Origin of the sequence: Micromonospora sp. NPDC047738 (genome assembly GCF_040642675.1) — a bacterium.
Lineage (GTDB): Bacteria > Actinomycetota > Actinomycetes > Mycobacteriales > Micromonosporaceae > Micromonospora.
In genome coordinates, this window is record NZ_JBEYSO010000017.1 from 112815 (window position 1) to 134563 (window position 21749).

Genomic DNA, 21749 nt, shown 5'->3' on the forward strand with positions numbered 1-21749 from the left:
AGGAGGACCACCATGGCTCTGCTGCCCGAGACCGCCGGACAGGTGGACGCGCTGGTCGCGCGGGCCCAGGCGGAGGGGCGCGGACCGTCGCTCGCCCTCGGGGTGATCCGGGACGGCGCGCTCGCCCACCTCGCGGTCGCCGGCGAGCACCCCCGACCGGACGAGGACCTGCAGTACCGAATCGGCTCGATCAGCAAGACCATGACGGCCGTGCTGGTCATGCAGCAGCGCGACGCCGGCCGGCTGGCCCTGGACGACCCGCTGGAGCGGCACCTGCCCGGCACCCCGGTGGGCGCGCTTACCCTGCGCCAGCTGCTCGGGCACGCCAGTGGCCTGCAGCGCGAGCCGGACGGGCAGTGGTGGGAGCGGACCGCGGGCGTCGACCTGGCCACGCTGCTCGCCGGGCTGACCCCGGAGAAGATCGCCCATCCGCCGCACCGCGTCTACCACTACTCCAACCTGGCGTACGGGCTGCTCGGCGGGGTGCTGGAACGGATCACCGGGACCCCCTGGGCCGAGTTGCTCCGCGAGCGGATCCTTGAACCGCTGGGGATGCGGCGCACCACGTACCACCCGACCGAGCCGTACGCCCGGGGCTACGTGGTCCACCCCTGGCACGACACGCTGCGCGAGGAGCCCCGCACCGACACCGGCGCGATGGCCCCGGCCGGCCAGCTCTGGTCGACGGTGGCGGACCTGGGCCGGTGGGCGGCGTTCCTGGCCGACCCGGCCCCGGACGTGCTCGCGCCGGCCACGCTCACCGAGATGTGCGCGCCCGTGGTGATCAGCGACATGGACTCGTGGACCGGCGGCCACGGTCTCGGCTTGGAGCTCTACCGGGTCGGCGACCGGGTGTACGTGGGGCACGGCGGCTCGATGCCCGGGTACGTCGCCGGCCTCGCCGTGCACCGGCCCGGCCGGACCGCCATCGTCGACTTCGCCAACGCGTACGGCCTCAGCCGGGGCCACCACGTCGTCGGCCTGGCCCGCGAGGTGCTCACCCTGGTGCTGGACGCCGAGCCGGCCCCGCCCACCCCGTGGCGGCCGGCCGCGGCGCCCGCGGCGGGCCTGGCCGAGCTGGCCGGCCGCTGGTGGTGGATGGGCCTCGAGTACGAGCTGCGCCCCGACCCGGCCGGCGACCTGCTGGCCGGCCCGGTCGGCCGGCCGATCCTCCGGTTCACCGCCGAGGGCCCGGACCGCTGGCGGGGCCGGTCCGGCTCCCAGGACGGCGAGATCCTCACCGTGATCCGCGACGAGGCCGGCCGCCCGGTCGCCCTCGACCTCGCCACCTTCGTCTTCACCCGCACCCCCGACCAGCAACCCTGACCCACCACCCGCCCGGCACGACCCGCCACGGCAGCCCGCCGGAGACGGAGGCACGGCACAGCCCCCGACGGACCGTCGCCGGGCCAGCCGGTCTTGAGCTTCCCGCCCAGCCGTGGCCGGCCCCGCCCAGCCGTGGGGGCGGCCCCGCCAGTCATGGCCGGCCCGCCAGTCATGGCCAGCCCGGCCGGGCCGGGCCGACAGAAGGGGATCCAGCCGCTACGAACTTGATGACGTGAACGACTCACCCCCGATCCGTTCACGTCATCAAGTTCGTAGCCAGAACGAAGACCCACTGACCCGGACCACCATGCCCACGGGCAGCGCACAGCCGACAGCTCAACCACCGCGACCGGACCGCGCAGCCGAGACACGACAGGCCGGGGGCGACCGTGACCGGCGGAGGGATCAAGCCTGACCGCCCGGAGCCGGGCACGGTCGCCCCCGGCCCCGGAGCGCAACCACCGCCGGAGCGCAAGCAGGAACTATGCCTCGGTCACGAAATCGATCAACCGTTCCATCGCGTTGATCAACGGCGTCTCCACGTCCGCGAAGCTGTCCACCCGGGACAGGATTTGCCGCCACATGTCCGCCGGCTCGGCCACCCCGAGGGCCGCGCAGACCCCCTCCTTCCAGGGCCGTCCCGGCGGCACCACCGGCCAGGCCGGGATGCCCAGCGCCGTCGGCTTCACCGCCTGCCACACGTCCACGTACGGGTGGCCGGTGACCAGCACGTGCGGCGAGGTCACCGCCGCCACGATCCGGCTCTCCTTGGAGCCCGGCACGAGGTGGTCGACGAGCACGCCGAGCCGGCGGCCCGGACCGGGGTCGAAGGCGCGTACCTCGGCGGCCAGGGCGTCGATGCCGTCCAGGGGCTCCACCACGACGCCCTCGATCCGCAGGTCGTCGCCCCAGATCCGCTCGACCAGCGCCGCGTCGTGCACCCCCTCGACCCAGATCCGGCTGGCCTTGGCGACCTGGGCCCGCACGTTGTCGACCGCGATCGAGCCGGAGGCGGTCCGCCGCCGGGCGGCGGGCACCGGGGCGCGTACCGGGCGGCGCAGGGTGACGGGCTGGCCGTCGAGCAGGAACGCGGCCGGGAGCAGTGGGAAGTTGCGTCGCCGGCCGTGCCGGTCCTCCAACACCACCGCGCCGGACTCGAAGCCGACGACCGCGCCGCAGAACCCCGAGTCGGCGTCCTCGACGACCAGGTCCGGTTCGGCGTCCACCTCCGGGGTGACCTTCCGCCGCCGCCAGTCCCCCGCCAGCACGTCCTCGCCGTATCGCCCCGCCATGTCGATCACGCTAATCGGCGGCCCGGCGTGTCGCCCGCCGACGCGCCGCCGCGGCCCGTGGTCGACGGCCGGCGCCGGCCAAGAACCGGGCGAAGCGGGCAGTTGGGGGCAGGTCGCGCCGCCGGAGCGGCAGCCGAGACAGGGACGGCGGGGAACACGTACCCTTTCGGCATGTCCTCCCCCGCAACGGGCGCGGCCACCCTGGCTCCGCGCCGGTCGAGCCGGTTCGTTGCCTGGGTACGCGCCTGGCGGGCCGGCCTGGTGCCGTTCGACGAGGTCGCCGAGGCGATCGCCGGAGACGAGGAGCACCTGGTCGCCGACGCCCCCGGCACCTGGACCGACGTGTCCCTGCGGGAGGCACTGCCCAGCCTGGCGAAGCTCTCCCCGGACGAGATCCGCCTGGTGCTGCCCGCCCCGGGCGACCCGCGCGGGCTGCCCGGCCCGGGCGACTTCGCCGGCGCGGCGCTGCTCGCCGGCGAGGCGGTGGTGGCCAGCGGGCTCGGGCTGGTCCCGGAGGTGCGCAGCCACACCTCCGGTTCCGGGATGACCTGGGAGACGGTGCTGTGGCGGGTGTACCCGCTGCCGGCGGACGCGCCGAAGGCGTCCCTCGCGGTGCCCGGCGCGGCCGAGGCCGAGGCCGAGCTGGCGGTCGCGCTCGCCGAGACGACCGCCGCGCTCACCCGGCTGGATGTGGCCCAGTGGCGGCCCGAGCTGGCCGGCGCCCTCGCGGCGCTGCGCCGCCCCGACGGTACGACCGACCTGCCCCCCGGGTTCGACCCGCGGGCCCGTCGGCTGTTCGCCCGCGCCGCGGTGCTGGACCGGGTGCTGGCCCTGGCCGGGGAGAGCGCCCCGGGCGGAGCGGTCAACACCTACGAGGCGCAGCAGCGGGACGCCGCGCTGCGTCCGCTGACCACCGCCTGCCGGCAGGCGCTGGTGGCCGCCTGCAACGCCCCGCTGCGTCCCTGACCGCGGGCCGTGTGTCCGGCGGCCCTCCGCCGTCTAGACCTCGTCGATCAGGTCGGCGATCGAGTCGACGATCCGGGACGGCCGGTACGGGTAGCGTTCCGCCTCGGCCCGCGAGCTGATCCCGGTGAGCACCAGGATCGTCTCCAGCCCGGCCTCCAGGCCGCAGAGGACGTCGGTGTCCATCCGGTCGCCGATCATCGCGGTGCTCTCCGAGTGCGCGTCGATGGTGTTCAACGCCGAGCGCATCATCATCGGGTTGGGCTTGCCGACGAAGTACGGCTCCACCCCGGTCGCCTTGGAGATCATCGCGGCCACCGAGCCGGCGGCCGGCAGCGCGCCCTCGACCGACGGGCCGGTCGCGTCCGGGTTGGTGCAGATGAACCGGGCCCCGTCGTTGATCAGTCGGATCGCCTTGGTGATCGCCTCGAAGCTGTAGGTGCGGGTCTCCCCGAGCACCACGTAGTCCGGGGCGAAGTCGCTGAGCACGTACCCCACCGCGTGCAGGGCCGTGGTCAGCCCGGCCTCGCCGATCACGTACGCGGTGCCGCCCGGGCGCTGGTCGGCCAGGAACTGGGCGGTGGCCAGGGCGGACGACCAGATCGCCTCCTCCGGCACGTCGAGCCCCATCCGGGCCAGCCGGGCCTGCAGGTCCCGCGGCGTGTAGATCGAGTTGTTGGTCAGCACCAGGAACGGCTTGCCGGAGGCACGCAGCTTCTTGATGAACTCGGGCGCACCGGGCACCGGCTGGCCCTCGTGCACCAGCACGCCGTCCATGTCGGTGAGCCAGCTCTGCACCGGCTTGCGGTCATGCATGTGTCGTCCCAGGGGTGTCGGAGGTTGGTCGGGCTCAGGGGCGGCGGGCCGGGGGCACGCAGCACAACGCCGGGCAGGTGTCCCACATGGGCAGCTCGCCGAGGCGGCGGACGAGCCGTTCGCCGGCCGGGGCGGTGCGTTCCAGCACCAGCTCGCGGACCATCGCCACGAAGCGCGGGTCGGTGCCCGGGGTGCCGGCCCGGACGAAGTCCAGGCCGAGCTGCTTGGCCGTCTCCAGCGCCTCGGTGTCCAGGTCCCAGACCACCTCCAGGTGGTCGGAGACGAACCCGATCGGGCTGACCACCACGCCGGTCACGCCCTGCTCGGCGAGGGCGGCCAGGTGGTCGTTGACGTCCGGCTCCAGCCACGGCACCTGCGGCGGCCCGGAGCGGCTCTGCCAGACCAGGTCGTACGGCAGGTCCGGCGCCGCGGCGGCGTGCACCAGCCGGGCGGTCTCCGCGAGCTGGGCGGTGTACCGGCCGCCGTGCGGGCCGGCGGTGGCGGCCGCCGAGACCGGGATGGAGTGCGCGGTGAACACCACCCGGGTGCTGTCCCGCTTGGCCGGGTCGAGCTGCGCCAGCGCCGCCCGCACCGCGTCGGCGTGCGGCTCGACGAAGCCGGGGTGGTCCCAGAACTGGCGCAGCTTCTCGATCAGCGGGGCGTCCGGGCCGACCGCGGCCCGGGCCGCGGCGATGTCCTCCTGGTACTGCCGGCACGAGGAGTAGCCGCCGTAGGCGCTGGTGACGAAGGCGAGGGCCCGCTGGACGCCGTCGTCGCGCATCCGCGCCACGGTGTCGGCGAGCATCGGGTCCCAGTTGCGGTTGCCCCAGTAGACCGGCAGGTCGACGCCGTTGGCGGCGAAGTCCGCGCGGATCGCCGCGAGCAGGTCCCGGCACTGCTGGTTGATCGGGGAGACCCCGCCGAAGTGCAGGTAGTGCTCGGCGACCTCGGCGAGCCGCTCCGGCGGCACGCCCCGCCCCCGGGTGACGTTCTGTAGGAAGGGCAGCACGTCCTCGGGCCGCTCCGGGCCGCCGAAGGAGACCAGCACCAACGCGTCGTACGCCATGGGCTCATTCTCTCCCGCCCAGGATGACGGGGATGCGACGCCCCCTGGGTGCGGATGTTGAGCGGGCCCCTGCTGCGCCGCAGGCGTCAGCAAGGGGCCCTCTCCGGGCGGCTCAGGAGCCGATCGCGTGGTAGCCGCCGTCGACGTGGACGATCTCGCCGGTGGTGGCCGGGAACCAGTCCGACAGCAGCGCCAGGCAGGCCCGGGCGGCCGGCTCCTGGTCGGTGAGGTTCCAGCCCAGCGGCGCGCGCTCGGCCCAGGCGTCCTCGAACTGCTCGAAGCCGGGGATGGACTTGGCGGCGATGGTGCGCAGCGGGCCGGCGGCGACCAGGTTGCTGCGGATGCCCCGCTTGCCCAGGTGCAGCGCCAGGTAGCGGGAGGCGGACTCGAGCCCGGCCTTGGCCACGCCCATCCAGTCGTACACCGGCCAGGCCTTGGTGGCGTCGAAGGTGAGGCCGACCACCGCGCCGCCCGCCGACATCAGCGGCAGCGCCGCCATGGCGAGGGACTTGTACGAGTAGGTCGAGACGTGCACCGCGGTGGCCACGTCCTCCCACGGCGCGTCGAGGAAACCACCGCCGAGGCAGCTCTGCGGGGCGAAGCCGATCGAGTGCACCACCCCGTCCAGGCCGTCGACGTGCTCGCGCACCTGGTCCGCGAGGCCGGCCAGGTGCTCGGCGTTGGTCACGTCCAGTTCGATAACCGGGGCCGGTTCGGGCAGCCGCTTGGCGATCCGCTCGACCAGGGAGAGCCGGCCGTAGCCGGTGAGCACGACCTGGGCGCCGTTCTCCTGGGCGAGCTTCGCCACCGAGAAGGCGATCGAGGCGTCGGTGATGACGCCGGTGACCAGCAGCCGCTTACCGGCCAGAAGTCCGGACATTGATTTCCTCCGTGCTCTGCTCAGTGACCCATGCCCAGGCCGCCGTCGACCGGGATGACGGCGCCGGAGATGTACCCGGCCGCGTCCGAGGCGAGCCAGGCGACCACGGCCGCGACCTCGTCCGGCTCGGCGAAGCGGCCGGCCGGGATGGCCTTGCGGTACTCGGTGCGTCGCTCCTCGGGCAGCGCCGCGGTCATGTCGGTGTCGATGAAGCCGGGCGCCACCACGTTCGCGGTGATGTTGCGGCTGCCCAGCTCGCGGGTGATCGAGCGGGCCACGCCGACCAGGCCGGCCTTGCTGGCCGCGTAGTTGACCTGCCCGACACCGCCGTACAGGCCGACCACTGAGGAGATGAAGATCATCCGACCCCACTTGGCCCGGAGCATCTTCGTCGAGGCCCGCTTGGCGCAGCGGAACGCGCCGGTCAGGTTGGTGTCGAGCACCCGGGTGAACTGCTCCTCGGACATCCGCATGATCAGCGTGTCGTCGGTGATGCCGGCGTTGGCGACCAGCACCTCGACCGGCCCGAGCTCGGCCTCGACGGCGGTGAACGCGGCGTCCACCGACTCGGCGTCGGTGACGTCGCACTTCACGCCGAACAGGCCCGCGGGGGCGTCCCCGCTGCGGTGGGTCACCGCCACCCGGTCGCCCTGCTTGGCGAAGGCCTGCGCGATGGCCAGGCCGATCCCCCGGTTTCCGCCGGTCACCAGCACGGTACGGGCCACCGTTCCCCCTCTGCTCAACTGATCTCTCAACCGCTGGCGAGCCTAGGGGTTACCGGCAGGTAAGCGCTAACGCGGCCAGGTCACACCGGGGTACGACGCGGCGGCTCACCCTCTGGTGGGACGACGGTGACCGGGGCGGCCCGTACGCTGCCGCTGATGGAGAAGCACCCTGTCCGGGCCGCCTGGCAGGCGCTGCGGCGGACCGTCGCGGGACCGGACTTCCCGCCCTCCCGGCCGCCGCTGGAGCGCTGGCCCCGGCTGTCCCGGTACGCGCGCCCCGTCGGCCTGCTCGCGGTGGTGGTCCTGTTCGCCGCCACCCTGGCCGAGGAGACCGGCCGGCACCTGCCCGGGGTGGTGGCGATCCTGTTCGCGGGGCTGACCGTCGCCCCGCTGCTCGCGTTGCCCCGGCGTCCGCTGTTCGCCTGGCGGCTCACCATCGTGGCGCTGCTCACCTGCACGTTCAACGCGCCGCCGGGCCAGGCCTGGCCGTGGAACCCGGTCCTGGTGCTCGGGTCGCTGCTCGTGCTGGCGGTGGTGGCGGCCCGGGTCGACCGGCCGGTGCTGCTCTGGGTCGGCGTCATCACGATGGTGCCGGTGGTTACGCTGGTCGGCTCCAACAACTGGGCTGGCGTACTGCTGCTGGTCCTGACCCTGCTGGTGCTCGGCCACCTCGTCCGCGGCAACCGGCTGTCCCGCCGAGCCCTCGCCGCGCAGACCGAGCTCAGCGAACGGGAGAAGGAGCGCCGGGCGGTGCTGGAGGAGCGCACCCGGATCGCCCGCGAGCTGCACGACGTGGTGGCCCACCACATGTCGATGATCGCCGTGCAGGCGGAGACCGCCCCCTACCGCCTCGGCGACCTGCCGGAGCCGGCCCGGGCCGAGTTCGCCGCCGTCGCCGGGTCGGCCCGGGAGGCGCTCACCGACATGCGCCGCCTGCTGGGGGTGCTACGCAGCGAGGCCGCGGGCCCGGCGACCACGCCCCAGCCTGACCTGGCGGACCTGCCGGCCATGGTGGAGACCGCCCGGCGGGCCGGCCTCGCGGTCACCCTGGACGCCCCCGCGCCGACCGCCGGGACGCCCACGCCGGTCGGGCTGGCCGCGTACCGGATCGTGCAGGAGGGGCTGGCGAACGCCGCCCGGCACGCCGCCGGCGCCGCGGTGCGGGTCACCGTCCGCCCCGGTCCCCGCGCCCTGGCGGTACGCGTCGAGAACACCGCCGGCACGGGCGCGCCGACCGGGGCCGAGCGGGGCGCCGGGCACGGGCTGACCGGGATGCGGGAACGGGCCCTCGCGCTGGGCGGCACGTTCGCCGCCGGGCCGGTCGACGGCGGCGGCTACGCCGTGGCCGCGCAGCTGCCCTACGACGGGGAGGACGGTGCCGGATGATCCGGGTGCTGATCGCGGACGACCAGGCGATGGTCCGGCAGGGCTTCGGCGCGCTGCTGGCCGCCCAGCCGGACCTGCTCGTCGTCGGGGACGCCGCGGACGGCGCGGCGGCCGTCGAGGCGTCCCGCCGGCTGGACCCGGACGTGGTGCTGATGGACGTGCGGATGCCGGTGCTGGACGGGCTCGCCGCCACCCGCCAACTCCTCGGCGACCGCCGGACCGACCGCCCCCGGGTGCTCATCCTGACCACCTTCGACCTGGACGACTACGTCTACGAGGCGCTGCGCGCCGGGGCGAGCGGCTTCCTGCTCAAGGACGCCCCCGCCGCCGACCTGGTGCACGCCGTCCGGGTGGTGGCGGCCGGCGACGCGCTGCTCGCCCCGTCGGTGACCCGCCGGCTGATCGCCGACTTCGCCGCCCGCCCCGGCCGGCGCCGGCCCCGCCCCACCGACCTGGCCGCGCTGACCCCTCGGGAGACCGACGTGCTCCGGCTGATCGCCCGGGGCCGCTCCAACACGGAGATCGCCACGGACCTGGTGGTCGCCGAGCAGACCGTGAAGACCCACGTCGGGCGGATCCTCGCGAAGCTCCAGCTCCGCGACCGCGCCCAGGCCGTGGTCCTCGCCTACGAGACGGGTCTGGTGGCCGCCGGCGAATAGCTCCGGGGTAGTACGCCGGGAACCAGCCCGCAGGGTGACGATCTCCGCCCCGTCCGCACCGCACGCTTCCGCCGGACCACTTCCGGAGGGAGCACCACGATGCACTGGACCCGACCCGCCCGGGTGGCGGCGACCGCGCTGCTCGGCCTCGGCCTGCTGGCACCGGGCCGCCCCGGCCCGACCGCACCGGCGGCGTACGTCGAGGCGTACCCGACGGTGGCCGCGCGGTTGCGCGCGGGCGGCCCGCCGTACGACCGGTGGGCTGCGGACGGCCGGCGGTTCCTGGTCTTCGATCCGCGCGGCGACGGCCTCGCCGTGGAGGTGCTGGGCGACCTGGCGACCGCCGATCGGATCGCGGTGCTGGTGCCCGGGGTGGGCAGCACGCTGCGGGACTTCGACCGCGGGCTCGGCGGGGTGGCCCGGCGCGCCCCGGCCCGGCAGGCCCGCGACCTGTACCGGGAGCTGCGGGCGGACGACCCGGCGGCCCGGGTCGCGGTGCTGGCCTGGCTGGGCTACGACGCGCCGGACGGCATGCTCACCGCGGCCGGGACCGCCAGCGCCGACCGCGGCGCGGCGGCGCTGCTCGGCACGCTGCGCACCTTGGCCGCCCGCCGGCCGGACGCGGCGATCACCCTGATCGGGCACAGTTACGGGTCGCTGGTGGTCGGGCGGTCCGCGCGGCGCGCCCCGGCGCAGGTCAGCGACCTGGTGACGCTCGGCGGCATCGGCACCGGCGTGGACCGGGCGGGCCGGCTCGGTGGCGTCCGGGTGTGGGCGGCCGAGGCGCCGACCGACTGGATCCGCCGGGTGCCGCAGGTACGGCTGCCCGGCCTGGGGCACGGCATCCGGCCCGGTGACCCGGCCTTCGGCGCCCGGCCGCTGCCGGTCGACGGCGTCGCCGGGCACGACGGCTACCTGGTGCCCGGCACGGCGACGCTGCCGGCGGTCGCCGCGGTGGTGCTGGGTGGCGAGGTCCGGGCGGGGGTCGCGCGATGAGGGACCGCGTCGTGGACGCGCTGCGGGCGTACGCCATCGGCGCGGTGGTGCTGGGGCACTGGCTGGTCACCGCCCTGGTGCTGGCGCCCGACGGGACGGTGCACCAGGCCAGCCCGCTGGCCACCATGCCGGCGCTGGCCCCGGCCAGCTGGCTGTTCCAGGCGCTGGGCCTGTTCTTCTTCGCCGCCGGTCACGCCGCCGGCCGCTCGCTGGCCGGCTCGGCCGCCAGCCCCGCGCGATGGCTGCTCCGCCGGCTGGGCCGCCTGGTCCGGCCCGCCCTGGCCCTGCTCGGCGTGGGCGCGGCCGGGCTGCTGGTCGCGATCGTGTTGGGCGCCCCGGACGACGTCCTCAGCGTCGCGGTGACGCTGACCGCCAGTCCACTGTGGTTCCTGCTCCCCCTGGCCGCCCTCTCGGCGCTCACCGCGCCACTGGCCGCCGCCGTACGGCGATGGGGACCGGTGCGCTGCGCGGTGCCCGCCGCGGCCGTGGTCGCCGGCGCGGATCTCGCGGTACGCCTGCCGGCGGCACGCCCGTGGCTGCTGCCGGTCGCCGTGCTCGCCGCGTGGTCGGTGCCCTACCTGCTCGGGCTGGCACACGCCGAGGGACGGCTCGCGGGGCGCCGCGCGGCCGGGACGCTGATCGTCGTCGGGGCCGTCGCGCTGGCCGCGCTGCTCGCCCTCGGCTATCCGGTCAGCGCGGTCGGGGTGCCCGGCGCCGGCCGGTCGAACCTGAGCCCGCCCTCGCTGCTCGCCGTCGCCCTGGCCGCGGCGCAGGTCGGCGCCGGACTGCTGGCCCGACCGGCGCTGCGCCGGCTGCTCGACCGGCCCGCGTCGGCGCGCCTTGTCCGCGGGGTGAACCGGCAGGCCATGCGCGTCTACCTCTGCCACCAGCCGGTCCTGGTCGGGGTCAGCGTGCTGGCCGCCCGGTTCGCCGGTCCGCTGCCCGGGCTGCACACCCCGCCCGACGGTCCCGGCTGGCTGGCCGCACGGCTGTGCTGGCTGCCGCTGCTCGCGCTGGTCCTGGCGGTGCTGGTGCGCTCCGGCCGAGGGCACACTCGTCGGCCCGCGACGGCGCTCGTCGACCGGGCGGCGCGGGCGGACCGGTCGGCCGAGTGCGGGGCGCCGGGCCGTCGGGTGTACGATGATCCTCGTTTGCGGGCGGGATCGCCCGTGACCTTCGTGCCCCGCCGACCGGAGGAGGTGATCGCTGTGCGAGATAGCGATCCTTCCAGTCGTGGCCGGGCCGACCGTCAGCCCCGCTGAGCCGCGACTCAGTCGGCGCAGCTGACCCCGCTTCCCGCCCCGGTGCAACTCCCGTCTCCTCGGCCGTCGGCCGGGGGTGATCCTGCCGCGTGGCCCGTCGGGCCCGCCGGTGGCGGAGCAACCCGGTCACGACTTCGTGTGCGTACGTCCTGAGCCACCCCTGCGGTCCGGACCCTGCCGCCCGGACCGTCCCGTCGCCACGGAGCAGTCACATGAGCCGTTACGTCGCCCCGCTGGGCTTCACCCTCGCCGCCGTCTGGGTGGCCGTCCTCTTCGTCCTGGCCGGCGGTCGCTGACCGCGCCGGCCGGGGCGCACCCCGGCCGGCCGTCGCTGCCGTCCCGCCGGCCGTCGCGCCTCAGATCAGGCGGGACGACCAGAGCAGGCTCAGCGCACCCGCGCAGAGGGCGAGGAGCAGCGCCATCCCCGCGTACCACTGGGTGATCTCCCGCGGCTCGGTGCGGAACCCGATCGAGCTGCCCATGTCCTGGTAGACCTGCTTCAACTCGCTCACCGAGGCGGCCTCGTAGAAGTAGCCCTGGGTGGTCTCCGCGAGCTGCGACAGCGCCGCCCGGTCCACCGGCACCCGCTGCAGCTGGCCACCGATGTCCACCTGGCCCGAGTCGGTGCCGAACGCGATGGTGGAGACCGGCACGTTGGCCGCCTGCGCCGCCGCGGCCGCCTCCTCCACCGACCGGCCCGAGGTGCGGTAACCGTCGGAGAGCAGCACGATCCGGGCCGGCGGGATGCCGGCCGCGCCGTCGGCGGGCACCGAGCGGATCGCCTCCAGGCAGGTGAAGACGGCCTCGCCGGTGGCGGTCGCCTCGGCCAGCACCAGCCCGTCGATGGCGGTGGTCACCGCGGCCCGGTCCTTGGTCGGCGGGACCAGCACGTTCGCCGACTTGGCGAAGGAGACCAGCCCGAGGTTGTAGCTTTCCGGCAGCTCCCCGACGAACTGCTTGGCCGCCTCCTGGGCGGCCTCCAGTCGGTTCGGGGCGACGTCGTCGGCCTGCATGGACAGCGACACGTCGATGGCCAGCATCACGGTGGCCCGCTCCAGCGGCTCCTTCGTGTCGATGGCCGGCCGGGCCAGCGCGGTGGACAGCACCAGCAGGCAGAGCAGGAAGGCGGTGGCCGCCACGTGCCGCCGCCAGCCCAGCCCCTTGGGCGCGAGGGTACGCAGCAGGTCGACGTTGGTGAACCGCATCGCGTACGCCCGGCGGTGCAGCTGCCGCCAGACGTACGCCGCGGCCAGGGCGAGCACCGGCAGCACGGCCAGCAGCCACCACGGTTGCAGAAAACGGATCATCGGGTCGTCCCTCGGGTCCGGGCGTGCCGCTGGGCGGCCACGAACCGCACCATGTCCAGGAGCCAGTCTCGGTCGGTACGCAGTCGCAGGTGGGCGGCGCCGGCGGCGCGCAGCTCGGTGGCGACGGCCGCGCGCTGGGCGGCCGCCGCGTCGGCGTACCGGCGGCGCAGGCCCGGGTCGGCGGTCTGCACCTCGTGCAGTTCCCCCGTCTCCGGGTCGACCACCGGCAGCACCCCCACGTCGGGCAGCTCCAGCTCGCGCGGGTCGACCACCTCGATCGCCAGCACGTCGTGCCGGACCCGCAGCTTACGGAGCGGCCGGCCCCACTGCTGTGGCGGTGCGAGGAAGTCGGAGATGACCACCGCCACACCCCGCCGCCGGGGCGGCCGGTTGAGCATGTCGACCAGCGCGCCGAGGTCGCTGCGCCCCGGCCGGATCTCCGTCCCGGCGATGGCCCGGAGCAGCCCCTGCGCCTCCTTGCGGCCGGCCCGGGCGGGCAGCCGCCGCAGGGTGCCGGGTCCGGTGGCCGGCGGACCGCTCCGCCACCGGCCGGTCTGTGCGGGCAGTGCGGCTCCGGTGCCGACCACCGCACCGATCCGGTTGCCACCCCGGACGGTCAGGTGGACCAGGGCGGCCGCGGCGGCCACCACCACGTCGCGCTTGAGCCATTGCCCGGTGCCGAAGTCCAGGCTGGCCGAGAGGTCCACCGCCAGCCAGGTCTCCAGCTCCCGGTCGGCCACCGTACGCCGGACGTGGGGCGTCGTGGTCCGCGCGGTGACCGGCCAGTCCATCCGGCGTACGTCGTCGCCGGGGCGGTACTCGCGGGACTCGCCCGCCTCGCTGCCCGGTCCGGGCAGCAGCCCGGCGTAGTCGCCCTGGAGCAGCCCGTCGAGCTTGCGGGTGACCATCAGCTGCAGCCGGGCGAGGACGGCGCCGGAGCGGTCGCCGGTGGCCGGCAGCCGGGTGGGTGGCGTCACGGCCGCTGCCCGGGCCAGCCGGCGCCGGGCGGCGCGGCTGGTGGCGGCGTGGCCTGCTGCCGGGGCGCGACCGACGGCAGCGGGATGGTCGACATCACCCGGTGCACGATGTGGTCGGCCGGCACGTCGTCGGCGAGCGCGTCGTAGCTGAGCACCAGCCGGTGACGCAGGATGTCCGGGGCGATGTCCTGCACGTCCTGCGGCAGCGCGTAGTCCCGGCCGCGCAGCAGGGCCAGCGCCCGGGTGGCCCGGACGAGGCCGAGCGAGGCGCGCGGGCTGGCGCCGTACTGGATGAGCTGTGCCACGTCCGGCATGCCGTGCTCGGCGGGGGCGCGGGTGGCGAGCACCAGCCGGACCGCGTAGTCGACCAGCGCGTTGTGCACGAAGACCTGGTCGGCCTTGTGCTGGAGGGCGATCAGGTCCGGGGTGTCGAAGACCCGGGCCGGCTCTGGCGGGGCCACCCCCATCCGGTAGACGATCTCCCGCTCCTCGGCGTCGGTCGGATAGCCGACCACGATCTTCATGAGGAAGCGGTCCCGTTGCGCCTCCGGCAGCGGGTAGACACCCTCCTGCTCGATCGGGTTCTGGGTCGCCATCACCAGGAACGGGTCGGGTACCGGGTGGGTCTCGCCGCCGATGGACACCTGGCGCTCGCTCATCACCTCCAGCAGCGCCGACTGGACCTTCGCCGGGGCTCGGTTGATCTCGTCGGCGAGCAGGAAGTTCACGAAGACCGGGCCCAGTTCGACGTCGAACTTCTCGCTCGACTGCCGGTAGATCCGGGTGCCCATGATGTCGGCCGGCACCAGGTCCGGGGTGAACTGCACCCGGGCGAACGACCCGCCGACCACCTTGGCCAGGGTCTCCACGGCGAGGGTCTTGGCCACGCCGGGCACCCCCTCCAGCAGGCAGTGCCCCCGGGCGAGCAGGGCCACGAACATCCGCTCGACCATCCGGTCCTGGCCGACGATCACCCGCTTGATCTCGAACAGCGCCCGCTCCAGCAGGGTGGCGTCCTGGGCCGGGGTGGTGCTCACCGGCGGCGGCGCGCCCGGCACGGCCTCGGTCGGAATCGGGGCGTCGGGCGTGGTCGGCTGGGCCACCGGTCCTCCACAGCTTGATCGTCGTCGCGGTGTCGTGCGTATCAAGACTGTCATGCCCGGCTGAGAGCCGAGGGTGGGAGAGGGACGATTTTCGCCGCGCCGTCCCTCCGCACGGAAAACGCTGAACACGGGTGGACAACAAGGGGTCCAGCGTGTGTACGATTCACCCCGTCGCCGGGCGGCTCCCCCCGTGGCCGCCCGGCGCTAAGCTTCCCGGGCGTGCGGGCCTAGACTCGCCCCGGTGACCACTCCCACTCCCGTCGACGAGGCGCCGATCTGCTCGGCGCGGGGGTGTCGCGCCCTCGCCGTCTGGGCCCTGCGCTGGAACAATCCCCGCCTGCACGACGCCGATCGGCGCAAGACCTGGCTGGCCTGTCCCGACCACCGGGAGTCCCTCGGGGCGTTCCTCGACGCGCGCGGCTTCCTGCGCGAGGTGGTGCCGGTCCCGCAATCGCCTACGCTCGAACCGTGAGCGAGCGAACCATTCAGCTCAGCAGCGTGGCGCCCCGCCGCCGTCGAGCGAAGCGAGGCGGCGTGAGCGAGCGCAGCGGATCACCGCGGTGAACGGTGACGACCTCGCCGGCCGCCAGCCGGCCCCGCCCGGCCCGCTGGAGCCCTGGCCGGACACGGTCCGGTGGCAGCCGATCTCCCGCGACCTGATCTGGGTGGAGCTGATCCGGCTCGGCGTCGGGTTCGCCGTGGCGCTGGTGGTGCTCGGCGTGGCCTGGGCGGTCACCGGCCACTGGCTGCCCGTCGCCGCCCTCGGCGTCGCGGTCCTGTTGACCGCCTGGCGGACGGTCACCATCGTCCGGGCGGTGCACGCCTGGGGGTACGCCGAGCGGGAGAACGACCTGCTGGTCCGGCACGGGCTGCTGGTCCGGCGGCTGTCCATCGTGCCGTACTCCCGGATGCAGTTCGTCGACGTGACCGCGGGCCCGCTGGAGCGGGCGTTCGACCTGGCCACGGTGCAACTGCACACGGCCGCGGCGGCGAGCGACGCCCGGGTGCCCGGCCTGCGGCCGGCGGAGGCGTCCCGACTGCGGGACCGGCTGACCGCGCTGGGCGAGGACCGGGCGGAGGGGTTGTGAGTCACGGCCCGGCCGCACCCGAGCCGGACCCGCCCCCGGCCGATTTCGAGCCCGGCACTCCGCCCCCCGGTCCGGAGACCGGCACTCCGCCACCACACCTGGCCGCCGGCGACGACCGACCCGCTGCCCCATCCCCGTCACCGTTCCCCCCGGCATACGGACCGCCCGCGCCGCCCCCACCCGGCCAAGGCGCACCCGGTCCCGGCTGGCCGGGGAGCCCCACCTCGCCCGCACCGGGGGGTGCGGAGCCGCGGCAGCGGCTGCACCCGCTGAGCCCGGTGCTGCACGGCGCGAAGTCTCTGGTCGTGGTCATCGCCGGGCTCTCCTGGTCGACGCTGTCCCGGGTCGGCTTCGGCTGGTTCGCCGTGTTGGTGACGATCTTCGCCGCCGGCGCCACCGTGCTGGCCGTGGTCAGTTGGTGGAACACCGGCTACCACGTGGTGGGCCGCGAGCTGCGGGTGCACGAGGGCCTGATCTGGCGGCGTACCCGGGCGATCCCGTTGGAGCGGTTGCAGGCCGTCGAGGTGGTCCGGCCGCTGCTGGCGCAGCTCACCGGGTTGGCCGAGCTGCGGCTGGAGGTGGTCGGCGGGGGCAAGACCGAGGCGCCGCTGGCGTACCTGGGGGTCGCCGAGGCGGTCGCGCTGCGGCAGCGGCTGCTCGCCGTCGCCGGCCGCGCGCCCGAGGTCGTCCCGCCCGCGGCCGGCGCGCCGCCGCCACCGGCCCCGGCCGGCCGGCGGCTGCACGCCGTACGCAACCAGGACCTGCTGGTCAGCCAGCTGCTCACCCCGCAGGCGTTCCTGCTCCCGTTCGGCGTGGCGTTCGTGGTGGCGCAGTTCCTCTCCGAGGGATCGTGGTCGTTCATCGCGGTGGCCAGCACGATCACCGCGATGGCGGGTGTGGTGCTGCAACCGGTGCGCCGAGTGCTCGACGACTGGTCGTTCCGGCTCGACCGGGACGACGACACGCTGCGCGTCCACAACGGCCTGCTGGAGACGCGGGTACAGACCGTCCCGCTGCACCGGGTGCAGACCGTCCGGGTGACCTGGCCGCTGCTCTGGCGGATGAAGGGCTGGCTGCGGCTGCGGCTGGAGGTGGCCGGCTACTCGGCCGCCGAGCCGGACGACCGGAACCGGCCGGACCGGCTGCTGCCGGTCGGCGACATGCGAACCGGGGAACTGATCGTCGCCGAGGTGCTGTCCGGCGTACGGCTGGGCGCGCTGCCGTCGACGCCGCCGCCACGGCGGGCGCGCTGGCTGCGCCCGCTGACCCGCACGGCGGTCGGCGCCGGCCTCGACGATCGGGTGTTCGTGGCCCGCTCCGGGCTGCTCACCCGCCAGTTGACGGTGGTGCCGTACGCCCGGATCCAGAGCGTGCGGGTGACCCAGGGGCCGGCGCAGCGGCGGCTGCGGCTGGCCACCGTGCACGCCGACACCGCCGGCGGGTCGGGCGCGGCCGCGCCCGACCGGGACCTGGCCGAGGCGTGGGACCTGGCGGCCGAGCTGACCGCGCGGGCGCACGCCGCCCGGCACGCCGACGGCAGCCGGCGCCACTGAACAAGATCAACGCTCCGCCGGCACGTGTCAGCGCTCGGCCGGCACCGGGTCGGCGATCGCCGGCTCGACGTCGACCGGGGCGGCGTCGACCGGGGCGGCCGGGGCCGGCACGGTCGGAGCCGGACCCCGGGCGGGTGCCGCCGCCGCGCGCCGCGCCCGGCGGGCCGCCCACCAGCGTTCGGCCAGGCCGACCACCAGGAAGGTCAGCCCGACGTACGCCCAGCCGACCAGCACGTCGATCACGTAGTGCTCGCCGCTGTAGACCAGGGTGAAGGTCATCGCCAGCGGGTACGCGAGCAGCAGCGGCCACCAGCGCTTCCGCACCGAGCCCAGGAAGAACAGCACCACGAAGAGGGCGAACGCGGTGTGCAGCGAGGGCATGGCGGCAACCGGGTTGGAGGCGATCTGCCCGGCGTTGAGCAGATTGCCCGCGCCGTGCATGCCGATCTCCTTCCAGCCCCGGGTGGAGATCCGGGCGACCTCGGTGAGCAGGCCGTTCTGCGCGGCCCACCACGGCGGGGCGGCCGGGTAGAGGAAGTAGGTGGCCAGCCCGGCCGCGCAGAGGAAACCCCAGCGCCGCATGTACGCCGCCCAGCGCGAACGGTCGCGCATCCAGAGCACCGCGGCGGCGGCGAACGTCGCCACGAAGTGCGAGAAGTAGACCCAGCTGACCGCCACGTCCCACCAGTGCACCTCGGGCCGGTAGAGGTGCTTCTGGAGCCAGACGGTGGGCACCTCGCCGCCGGTGGCCCAGCCGAGCATGAACCGGTCGGCGACGATCAACTCCATGGCGTGCGGGGTCGCGCCGTTGTCGGCGAAGCCCCGGGAGAGGTTGTACACGGCCAGCAGCAGCACCACGGGGATCCAGTCCCGCGCGAAGCGCAGGTGGCTGCGCCACGGCTTGGCGGAGTGCCAGGCGATGGTGCCCGCCCAGATCCAGAGGAAGGCGTACGCGGGATCGGTCGGCAGGCCGATGGCGAGCCAGGCGGCCACGAAGGCGACCCCCCAGATCGTCATCGCCACCACCCGACGGCGTCCGCCGTCGGGCGAGGAGGTGGTGCCGGTCCGGGCGGGGGGCTGGGGGTCTGTCACGACGGCCATCGCGGTCAAGGTTAACGGCGGGCTACGGATCGACTGACGCCGACCACCCGTCGGTCGACGCACCGACGACGGGGACACCGGGCGTCTCGGCCCCGGCTCGTCTAGGCTCGGGGCATGCAGGAGCAGCCGGAGACGCCGTTCGCGCCGGGCCTGGCCGCCCGGGTCGAGCTGACCGTCACGGACGCCGACACCGCGCAGGCGGTGGGCTCCGGTGACGTGCCGGTGCTCGGCACGCCGAGGGTGCTCGCCCTCGTCGAGGCGGCGAGCGTGGCGGCCACCGCGACCCGAATGCCGACCGGGCGGACCACGGTCGGGCTCCGCGTCGAACTGGACCACCGGGCGCCGACCCCGGTCGGGCGGACGGTGATCGCCTGGGCCCGGCTGGCCAAGGTCGACGGCCGGCGCCTGCTGTTCGAGGTGACCGTCGCCGACGGCGACGAGATCGTGGCCGACGGGCGGGTCGAGCGGATGCTGGTCGATCGGCAGCGCTTCCTGGAGCGCGCCTCGCAGGCGTCATGACCGTCCGGTTCGTCGAGGTCGCCGACGGCGTCCACCTGCTGCGTGAGCCGCTGCTGCAGGTCAACGTGACGCTGGTGGTGGGCGACGGCGCGGCGCTGCTGGTGGACACCCTCTCCACCGTCGGGCAGGCCCGGCAGCTGGCCGAGGCGGCCCGGGCGGTCACCGCGCACCCGTGGACCGTCGTCAACACCCACCACCATTTCGACCACTGCTTCGGCAACGCCACCCTGGCCGCCGACCCGCCCCGCCCGGTATACGCGCACGAGCTGGCCGCCGCCGCGCTGCGCGACCGCCCCGACGAGCTGCGCCGGGCGGCGTACGAGGAGATGCGCGACGAGCAGCCGGCGCTCGCCGCCGAGCTGGCCGGGACCGAGCTGCTGGCCCCGACGCACCCGGTCCTCACCGAGACCGTGCTCGACGTCGGCGGCCGGCGGGTGGTGGTGCGCCACCCGGGCCACGGGCACACCGACGCCGATCTGGTGGTGCACGTGCCGGACGCGGACGTGCTGGTCGCCGGCGACCTGGTGGAGCAGAGCGGCCCGCCGGCCTTCGAGGAGTCGTACCCGCTGCAGTGGCCGGACGCGGTGGCCGAGCTGCTGCGGATGACCACCCCCGACACGATCGTGGTGCCCGGGCACGGCACGCCGGTCGACCCGGAGTTCGTCCGGGCCCAGCACGCCCAGTTGGTCCAGCAGGCCTGGCTGATCCGGGCCGGTCACACCGGCAACGCCCCGCCCGAGCGGGTGGCCGCGGAGTCGCCCTTCGGCGCACGTCCCGGTCTGATCGCCGCCCGCCGCGGCTACGCCGAGCTCGACGGCACCGCCTGACGCCGGCCGGCAAGTCGCGGAGCGGCCGGCAAGATCGCGCACGATCCAGGAAGTAGGGGCCTCGCCACCAGCCACCAGCAGGTGGGCACTACTTCATGGTTCGCGCACGCTCCGGTCGCCGGAGGCCGCCGGGACGGGCTGATCGGCGGAGCGGGGCCGGCGCAGGCGGGTGAGCAGGGCGTCGAGGTGCGGGACGGCGCCCAGGACCGCGTCCCGGGCGGCGGGGTCCAGGCCGGCCAGGGCCTCGGTGAGCAGCGCGCTGCGGTGCGCCGCGTGATCGGCCATCCGGGCCTGGGCGGCGTCGGTGAGCCGGAGGCGGACGACGCGGCGGTCAGCCGGGTCGCGGTCCCGCGTCAGCAGCCCCGCGTCGGCGAGGTCGCGGACCAGGGTGCTCACGGTGTTCGGCGCCGTGCCGAGCCGTCGGGCCGCTTCCTTGCCGCTGATGCCGGGCTCGGTGCGGACCAGCAGGAGCAGCTCCACCTGAGCCTCGGGCAGGACCTCCCGGTTGGCCCGGCCGGCGGCGCTGCGGCGCAGCAGCCGGTGCAGCTCCCCCACCAGGGCGCCCAGCCGGGCGACGGTCTCCTCGGTCGGCACCAGGTCACCTACTTCACAGCGCAATAGTTCTGCCTACAGAGCTAAGGTTAGTCGGCGATCATCGACCCTGGGGGACCCGCGTTGAGCCAGACCGCGCTGACGACTCCGCCACCGGCCACCGTCGTGGCGGGCCCGCGCGCCGGCGGGACGGCACTGCTCGTGCTGCTCGGCACCCTCACCGCGATCGGCCCGCTCTCGCTGGACATGTACCTGCCGGCCTTCCCGGCGATGACCCGCGAACTCGGCACCGACCAGGCCCAGATCCAGCTCTCGCTGACCACCTGCCTGATCGGTCTCGCCCTCGGCCAACTGGTCACCGGCCCGCTCAGCGACCGCTGGGGGCGGCGGCGTCCGGTCCTGGTCGGCGTCACCGCGTACGCGCTGCTGGCGCTGGTCTGCGCGGCGGCGCCGAACGCCCCCGCGCTGGCCGCCGCGCGCCTCGCCCAGGGCGTGGCCGGCGGGATGGGGGTGGTGGTCGCCCGGGCGGTGGTCCGCGACCTCTACGCCGGCCGGGCCGCGGCGAAGTACTTCTCCCGGCTCACCCTGATCTTCGGCGTGGCACCGGTGGCCGCGCCCAGCGTCGGCAGCCTGGTCCTGCGATACGGGTCCTGGCGGGCGGTCTTCCTCACGCTGGCGGCGATCGGGCTGCTGCTCGCCGTCGCGGTCGCGCTGCGACTGCCGGAGACCCTGCCCGCCGAACGACGCAGCACCGGCGGCCTGGCCGCCACCGCCCGCACCATGCGGTCGCTGGCCGCCGACCGGGTCTACCTGGGGTACGCGCTGACCCAGGGCCTCGCCTTCGCCGGGCTCTTCGCGTACATCTCCGGGTCGTCGTTCGTGTTCCAGGACGTCTTCGGCGTGTCGGGGACCGCGTTCAGCCTCGTCTTCGGGCTGAACGCGCTCGCCCTGGTCACCACCGGGCAGGTCAACGCCCGGCTGCTCGACCGGTACGACCCGCGCCGGCTCCTGGTCACCACCCTGCTGGTCAGCGCGGTCGCCGCCGTCGGCGTGCTGACCGGGGCGCTCGCCGGCAGCCTGGCCCTGGTCGCGGCGCCCCTGCTGGTCTTCGTCGGCTCGCTGGGCATGGTGACGCCGAACAGCACGGCGCTGGCGCTGGACGCGCACGCCCGGCACGCCGGCACCGCCGCCGCGCTGCTGGGCGGCATCCAGTCGGTGGTGGGTGCGCTCGCCGCGCCGCTGGTGGGGCTGGGCGGCGAGGGCAGCGCGACACCGATGGCCGCCGTCCTGGCCGTCACCGCCGCGCTCTCCCTGCTCGCCGTGCACACCCTCGCCCGCGCCCGCTGACCCC

General features: G+C 75.2%; 22 protein-coding genes. 12 read left to right on the forward strand and 10 right to left on the reverse strand.

The window, feature by feature from the left end:
* Positions 1-12: 12 nt before the first annotated feature.
* A complete protein-coding gene (locus ABZ783_RS24270; RefSeq protein WP_357441968.1) occupies positions 13-1326 on the forward strand; it encodes a serine hydrolase domain-containing protein in 1314 nt (437 codons plus the stop codon).
* Positions 1327-1808: 482 nt separating this feature from the next.
* On the opposite strand, the gene ABZ783_RS24275 is transcribed toward ABZ783_RS24270, so the two are convergent.
* On the reverse strand, positions 1809-2618 hold the full coding sequence (locus ABZ783_RS24275; RefSeq protein WP_357441969.1) for a DUF3097 domain-containing protein: 810 nt from the start codon (positions 2616-2618) through the stop codon (positions 1809-1811).
* Between the two features lie 171 nt (positions 2619-2789).
* On the opposite strand from ABZ783_RS24275, the gene ABZ783_RS24280 reads away from it, so the two are divergent.
* The gene (locus ABZ783_RS24280) at positions 2790-3584 is read left to right on the forward strand and encodes a hypothetical protein (RefSeq protein WP_357441970.1); all 795 of its coding nucleotides are present in this window, start codon (positions 2790-2792) and stop codon (positions 3582-3584) included.
* Positions 3585-3617: 33 nt separating this feature from the next.
* Here the strand turns inward: ABZ783_RS24280 and ABZ783_RS24285 are convergent, their stop codons facing one another.
* The 4 genes from ABZ783_RS24285 to ABZ783_RS24300 all read right to left on the reverse strand — a co-directional run bounded on the left by ABZ783_RS24285 (position 3618) and on the right by ABZ783_RS24300 (position 7068).
* Complete coding sequence (locus ABZ783_RS24285; protein WP_357441971.1) at positions 3618-4397, reverse strand: HAD-IIA family hydrolase; 780 nt, start codon at positions 4395-4397, stop codon at positions 3618-3620.
* Positions 4398-4431: 34 nt separating this feature from the next.
* Positions 4432-5463: a ferrochelatase gene (locus ABZ783_RS24290; protein ID WP_357441972.1), complete on the reverse strand. Its 1032-nt coding sequence runs from the start codon at positions 5461-5463 to the stop codon at positions 4432-4434.
* Between the two features lie 112 nt (positions 5464-5575).
* Complete coding sequence (gene fabI, locus ABZ783_RS24295) at positions 5576-6343, reverse strand: enoyl-ACP reductase FabI (protein ID WP_073838258.1); 768 nt, start codon at positions 6341-6343, stop codon at positions 5576-5578.
* A 20-nt stretch (positions 6344-6363) separates the two neighbouring features.
* Entirely contained in the window at positions 6364-7068 is a 705-nt protein-coding gene (locus tag ABZ783_RS24300; protein ID WP_357441973.1) for a beta-ketoacyl-ACP reductase, read from the reverse strand.
* 156 nt (positions 7069-7224) lie between these two features.
* Here ABZ783_RS24300 and ABZ783_RS24305 point away from each other — a divergent pair, with 156 nt between their 5' ends.
* The 4 genes from ABZ783_RS24305 (at position 7225) to ABZ783_RS24320 (ending at position 11371) form a co-directional block, all read left to right on the forward strand.
* Positions 7225-8454, forward strand: coding sequence for a histidine kinase (locus tag ABZ783_RS24305; RefSeq protein ID WP_357441974.1), 1230 nt, complete (start codon positions 7225-7227; stop codon positions 8452-8454).
* Positions 8451-9113, forward strand: a complete 663-nt coding sequence (locus ABZ783_RS24310; RefSeq protein WP_357441975.1) for a response regulator transcription factor — start codon at positions 8451-8453, stop codon at positions 9111-9113. Before ABZ783_RS24305 ends, ABZ783_RS24310 begins: the two co-directional genes overlap by 4 nt.
* A 99-nt stretch (positions 9114-9212) precedes the next feature.
* Positions 9213-10109 carry an alpha/beta hydrolase gene (locus ABZ783_RS24315; RefSeq protein ID WP_357441976.1) on the forward strand — a complete coding sequence of 299 codons (897 nt, stop codon included), beginning with the start codon at positions 9213-9215 and terminating at the stop codon, positions 10107-10109.
* Positions 10106-11371, forward strand: coding sequence for an acyltransferase family protein (locus ABZ783_RS24320; RefSeq protein ID WP_357441977.1), 1266 nt, complete (start codon positions 10106-10108; stop codon positions 11369-11371). The genes ABZ783_RS24315 and ABZ783_RS24320 overlap by 4 nt, the downstream gene beginning before the upstream one ends.
* 356 nt (positions 11372-11727) lie before the next feature.
* Here ABZ783_RS24320 and ABZ783_RS24325 read toward each other — a convergent pair whose 3' ends face one another.
* Genes ABZ783_RS24325 through ABZ783_RS24335 form a run of 3 tightly spaced genes read right to left on the reverse strand, consistent with a single transcriptional unit; the run spans position 11728 to position 14758 of the window.
* Positions 11728-12678, reverse strand: a complete 951-nt coding sequence (locus ABZ783_RS24325; RefSeq protein ID WP_357441978.1) for a VWA domain-containing protein — start codon at positions 12676-12678, stop codon at positions 11728-11730.
* Positions 12675-13673 (reverse strand): DUF58 domain-containing protein, encoded by a 999-nt coding sequence (locus ABZ783_RS24330; RefSeq protein WP_357442004.1) that lies wholly within the window; start codon positions 13671-13673, stop codon positions 12675-12677. The genes ABZ783_RS24325 and ABZ783_RS24330 overlap by 4 nt, the downstream gene beginning before the upstream one ends.
* A complete protein-coding gene (locus ABZ783_RS24335; RefSeq protein WP_357441979.1) occupies positions 13652-14758 on the reverse strand; it encodes a MoxR family ATPase in 1107 nt (368 codons plus the stop codon). The genes ABZ783_RS24330 and ABZ783_RS24335 overlap by 22 nt, the downstream gene beginning before the upstream one ends.
* A gap of 241 nt (positions 14759-14999) precedes the next feature.
* Here ABZ783_RS24335 and ABZ783_RS24340 point away from each other — a divergent pair, with 241 nt between their 5' ends.
* The 3 genes from ABZ783_RS24340 (at position 15000) to ABZ783_RS24350 (ending at position 17399) form a co-directional block, all read left to right on the forward strand.
* A complete protein-coding gene (locus tag ABZ783_RS24340; RefSeq protein ID WP_357441980.1) occupies positions 15000-15230 on the forward strand; it encodes a hypothetical protein in 231 nt (76 codons plus the stop codon).
* Between the two features lie 88 nt (positions 15231-15318).
* Positions 15319-15846 carry a PH domain-containing protein gene (locus ABZ783_RS24345; protein ID WP_357441981.1) on the forward strand — a complete coding sequence of 176 codons (528 nt, stop codon included), beginning with the start codon at positions 15319-15321 and terminating at the stop codon, positions 15844-15846.
* 260 nt (positions 15847-16106) lie between these two features.
* Positions 16107-17399 (forward strand): PH domain-containing protein, encoded by a 1293-nt coding sequence (locus ABZ783_RS24350; RefSeq protein ID WP_357442005.1) that lies wholly within the window; start codon positions 16107-16109, stop codon positions 17397-17399.
* Positions 17400-17426: 27 nt separating this feature from the next.
* Here the strand turns inward: ABZ783_RS24350 and ABZ783_RS24355 are convergent, their stop codons facing one another.
* Complete coding sequence (locus ABZ783_RS24355; protein WP_357441982.1) at positions 17427-18500, reverse strand: phosphatase PAP2 family protein; 1074 nt, start codon at positions 18498-18500, stop codon at positions 17427-17429.
* A 114-nt stretch (positions 18501-18614) separates the two neighbouring features.
* On the opposite strand from ABZ783_RS24355, the gene ABZ783_RS24360 reads away from it, so the two are divergent.
* Positions 18615-19019: a hotdog domain-containing protein gene (locus ABZ783_RS24360; RefSeq protein WP_357441983.1), complete on the forward strand. Its 405-nt coding sequence runs from the start codon at positions 18615-18617 to the stop codon at positions 19017-19019.
* Entirely contained in the window at positions 19016-19846 is an 831-nt protein-coding gene (locus ABZ783_RS24365; RefSeq protein ID WP_357441984.1) for an MBL fold metallo-hydrolase, read from the forward strand. Before ABZ783_RS24360 ends, ABZ783_RS24365 begins: the two co-directional genes overlap by 4 nt.
* Positions 19847-19939: 93 nt before the next feature.
* Here the strand turns inward: ABZ783_RS24365 and ABZ783_RS24370 are convergent, their stop codons facing one another.
* Entirely contained in the window at positions 19940-20440 is a 501-nt protein-coding gene (locus ABZ783_RS24370; RefSeq protein WP_357441985.1) for a MarR family transcriptional regulator, read from the reverse strand.
* A gap of 96 nt (positions 20441-20536) precedes the next feature.
* On the opposite strand from ABZ783_RS24370, the gene ABZ783_RS24375 reads away from it, so the two are divergent.
* Entirely contained in the window at positions 20537-21745 is a 1209-nt protein-coding gene (locus tag ABZ783_RS24375) for a multidrug effflux MFS transporter (RefSeq protein ID WP_357442006.1), read from the forward strand.
* The last annotated feature ends 4 nt before the right edge of the window (positions 21746-21749 follow it).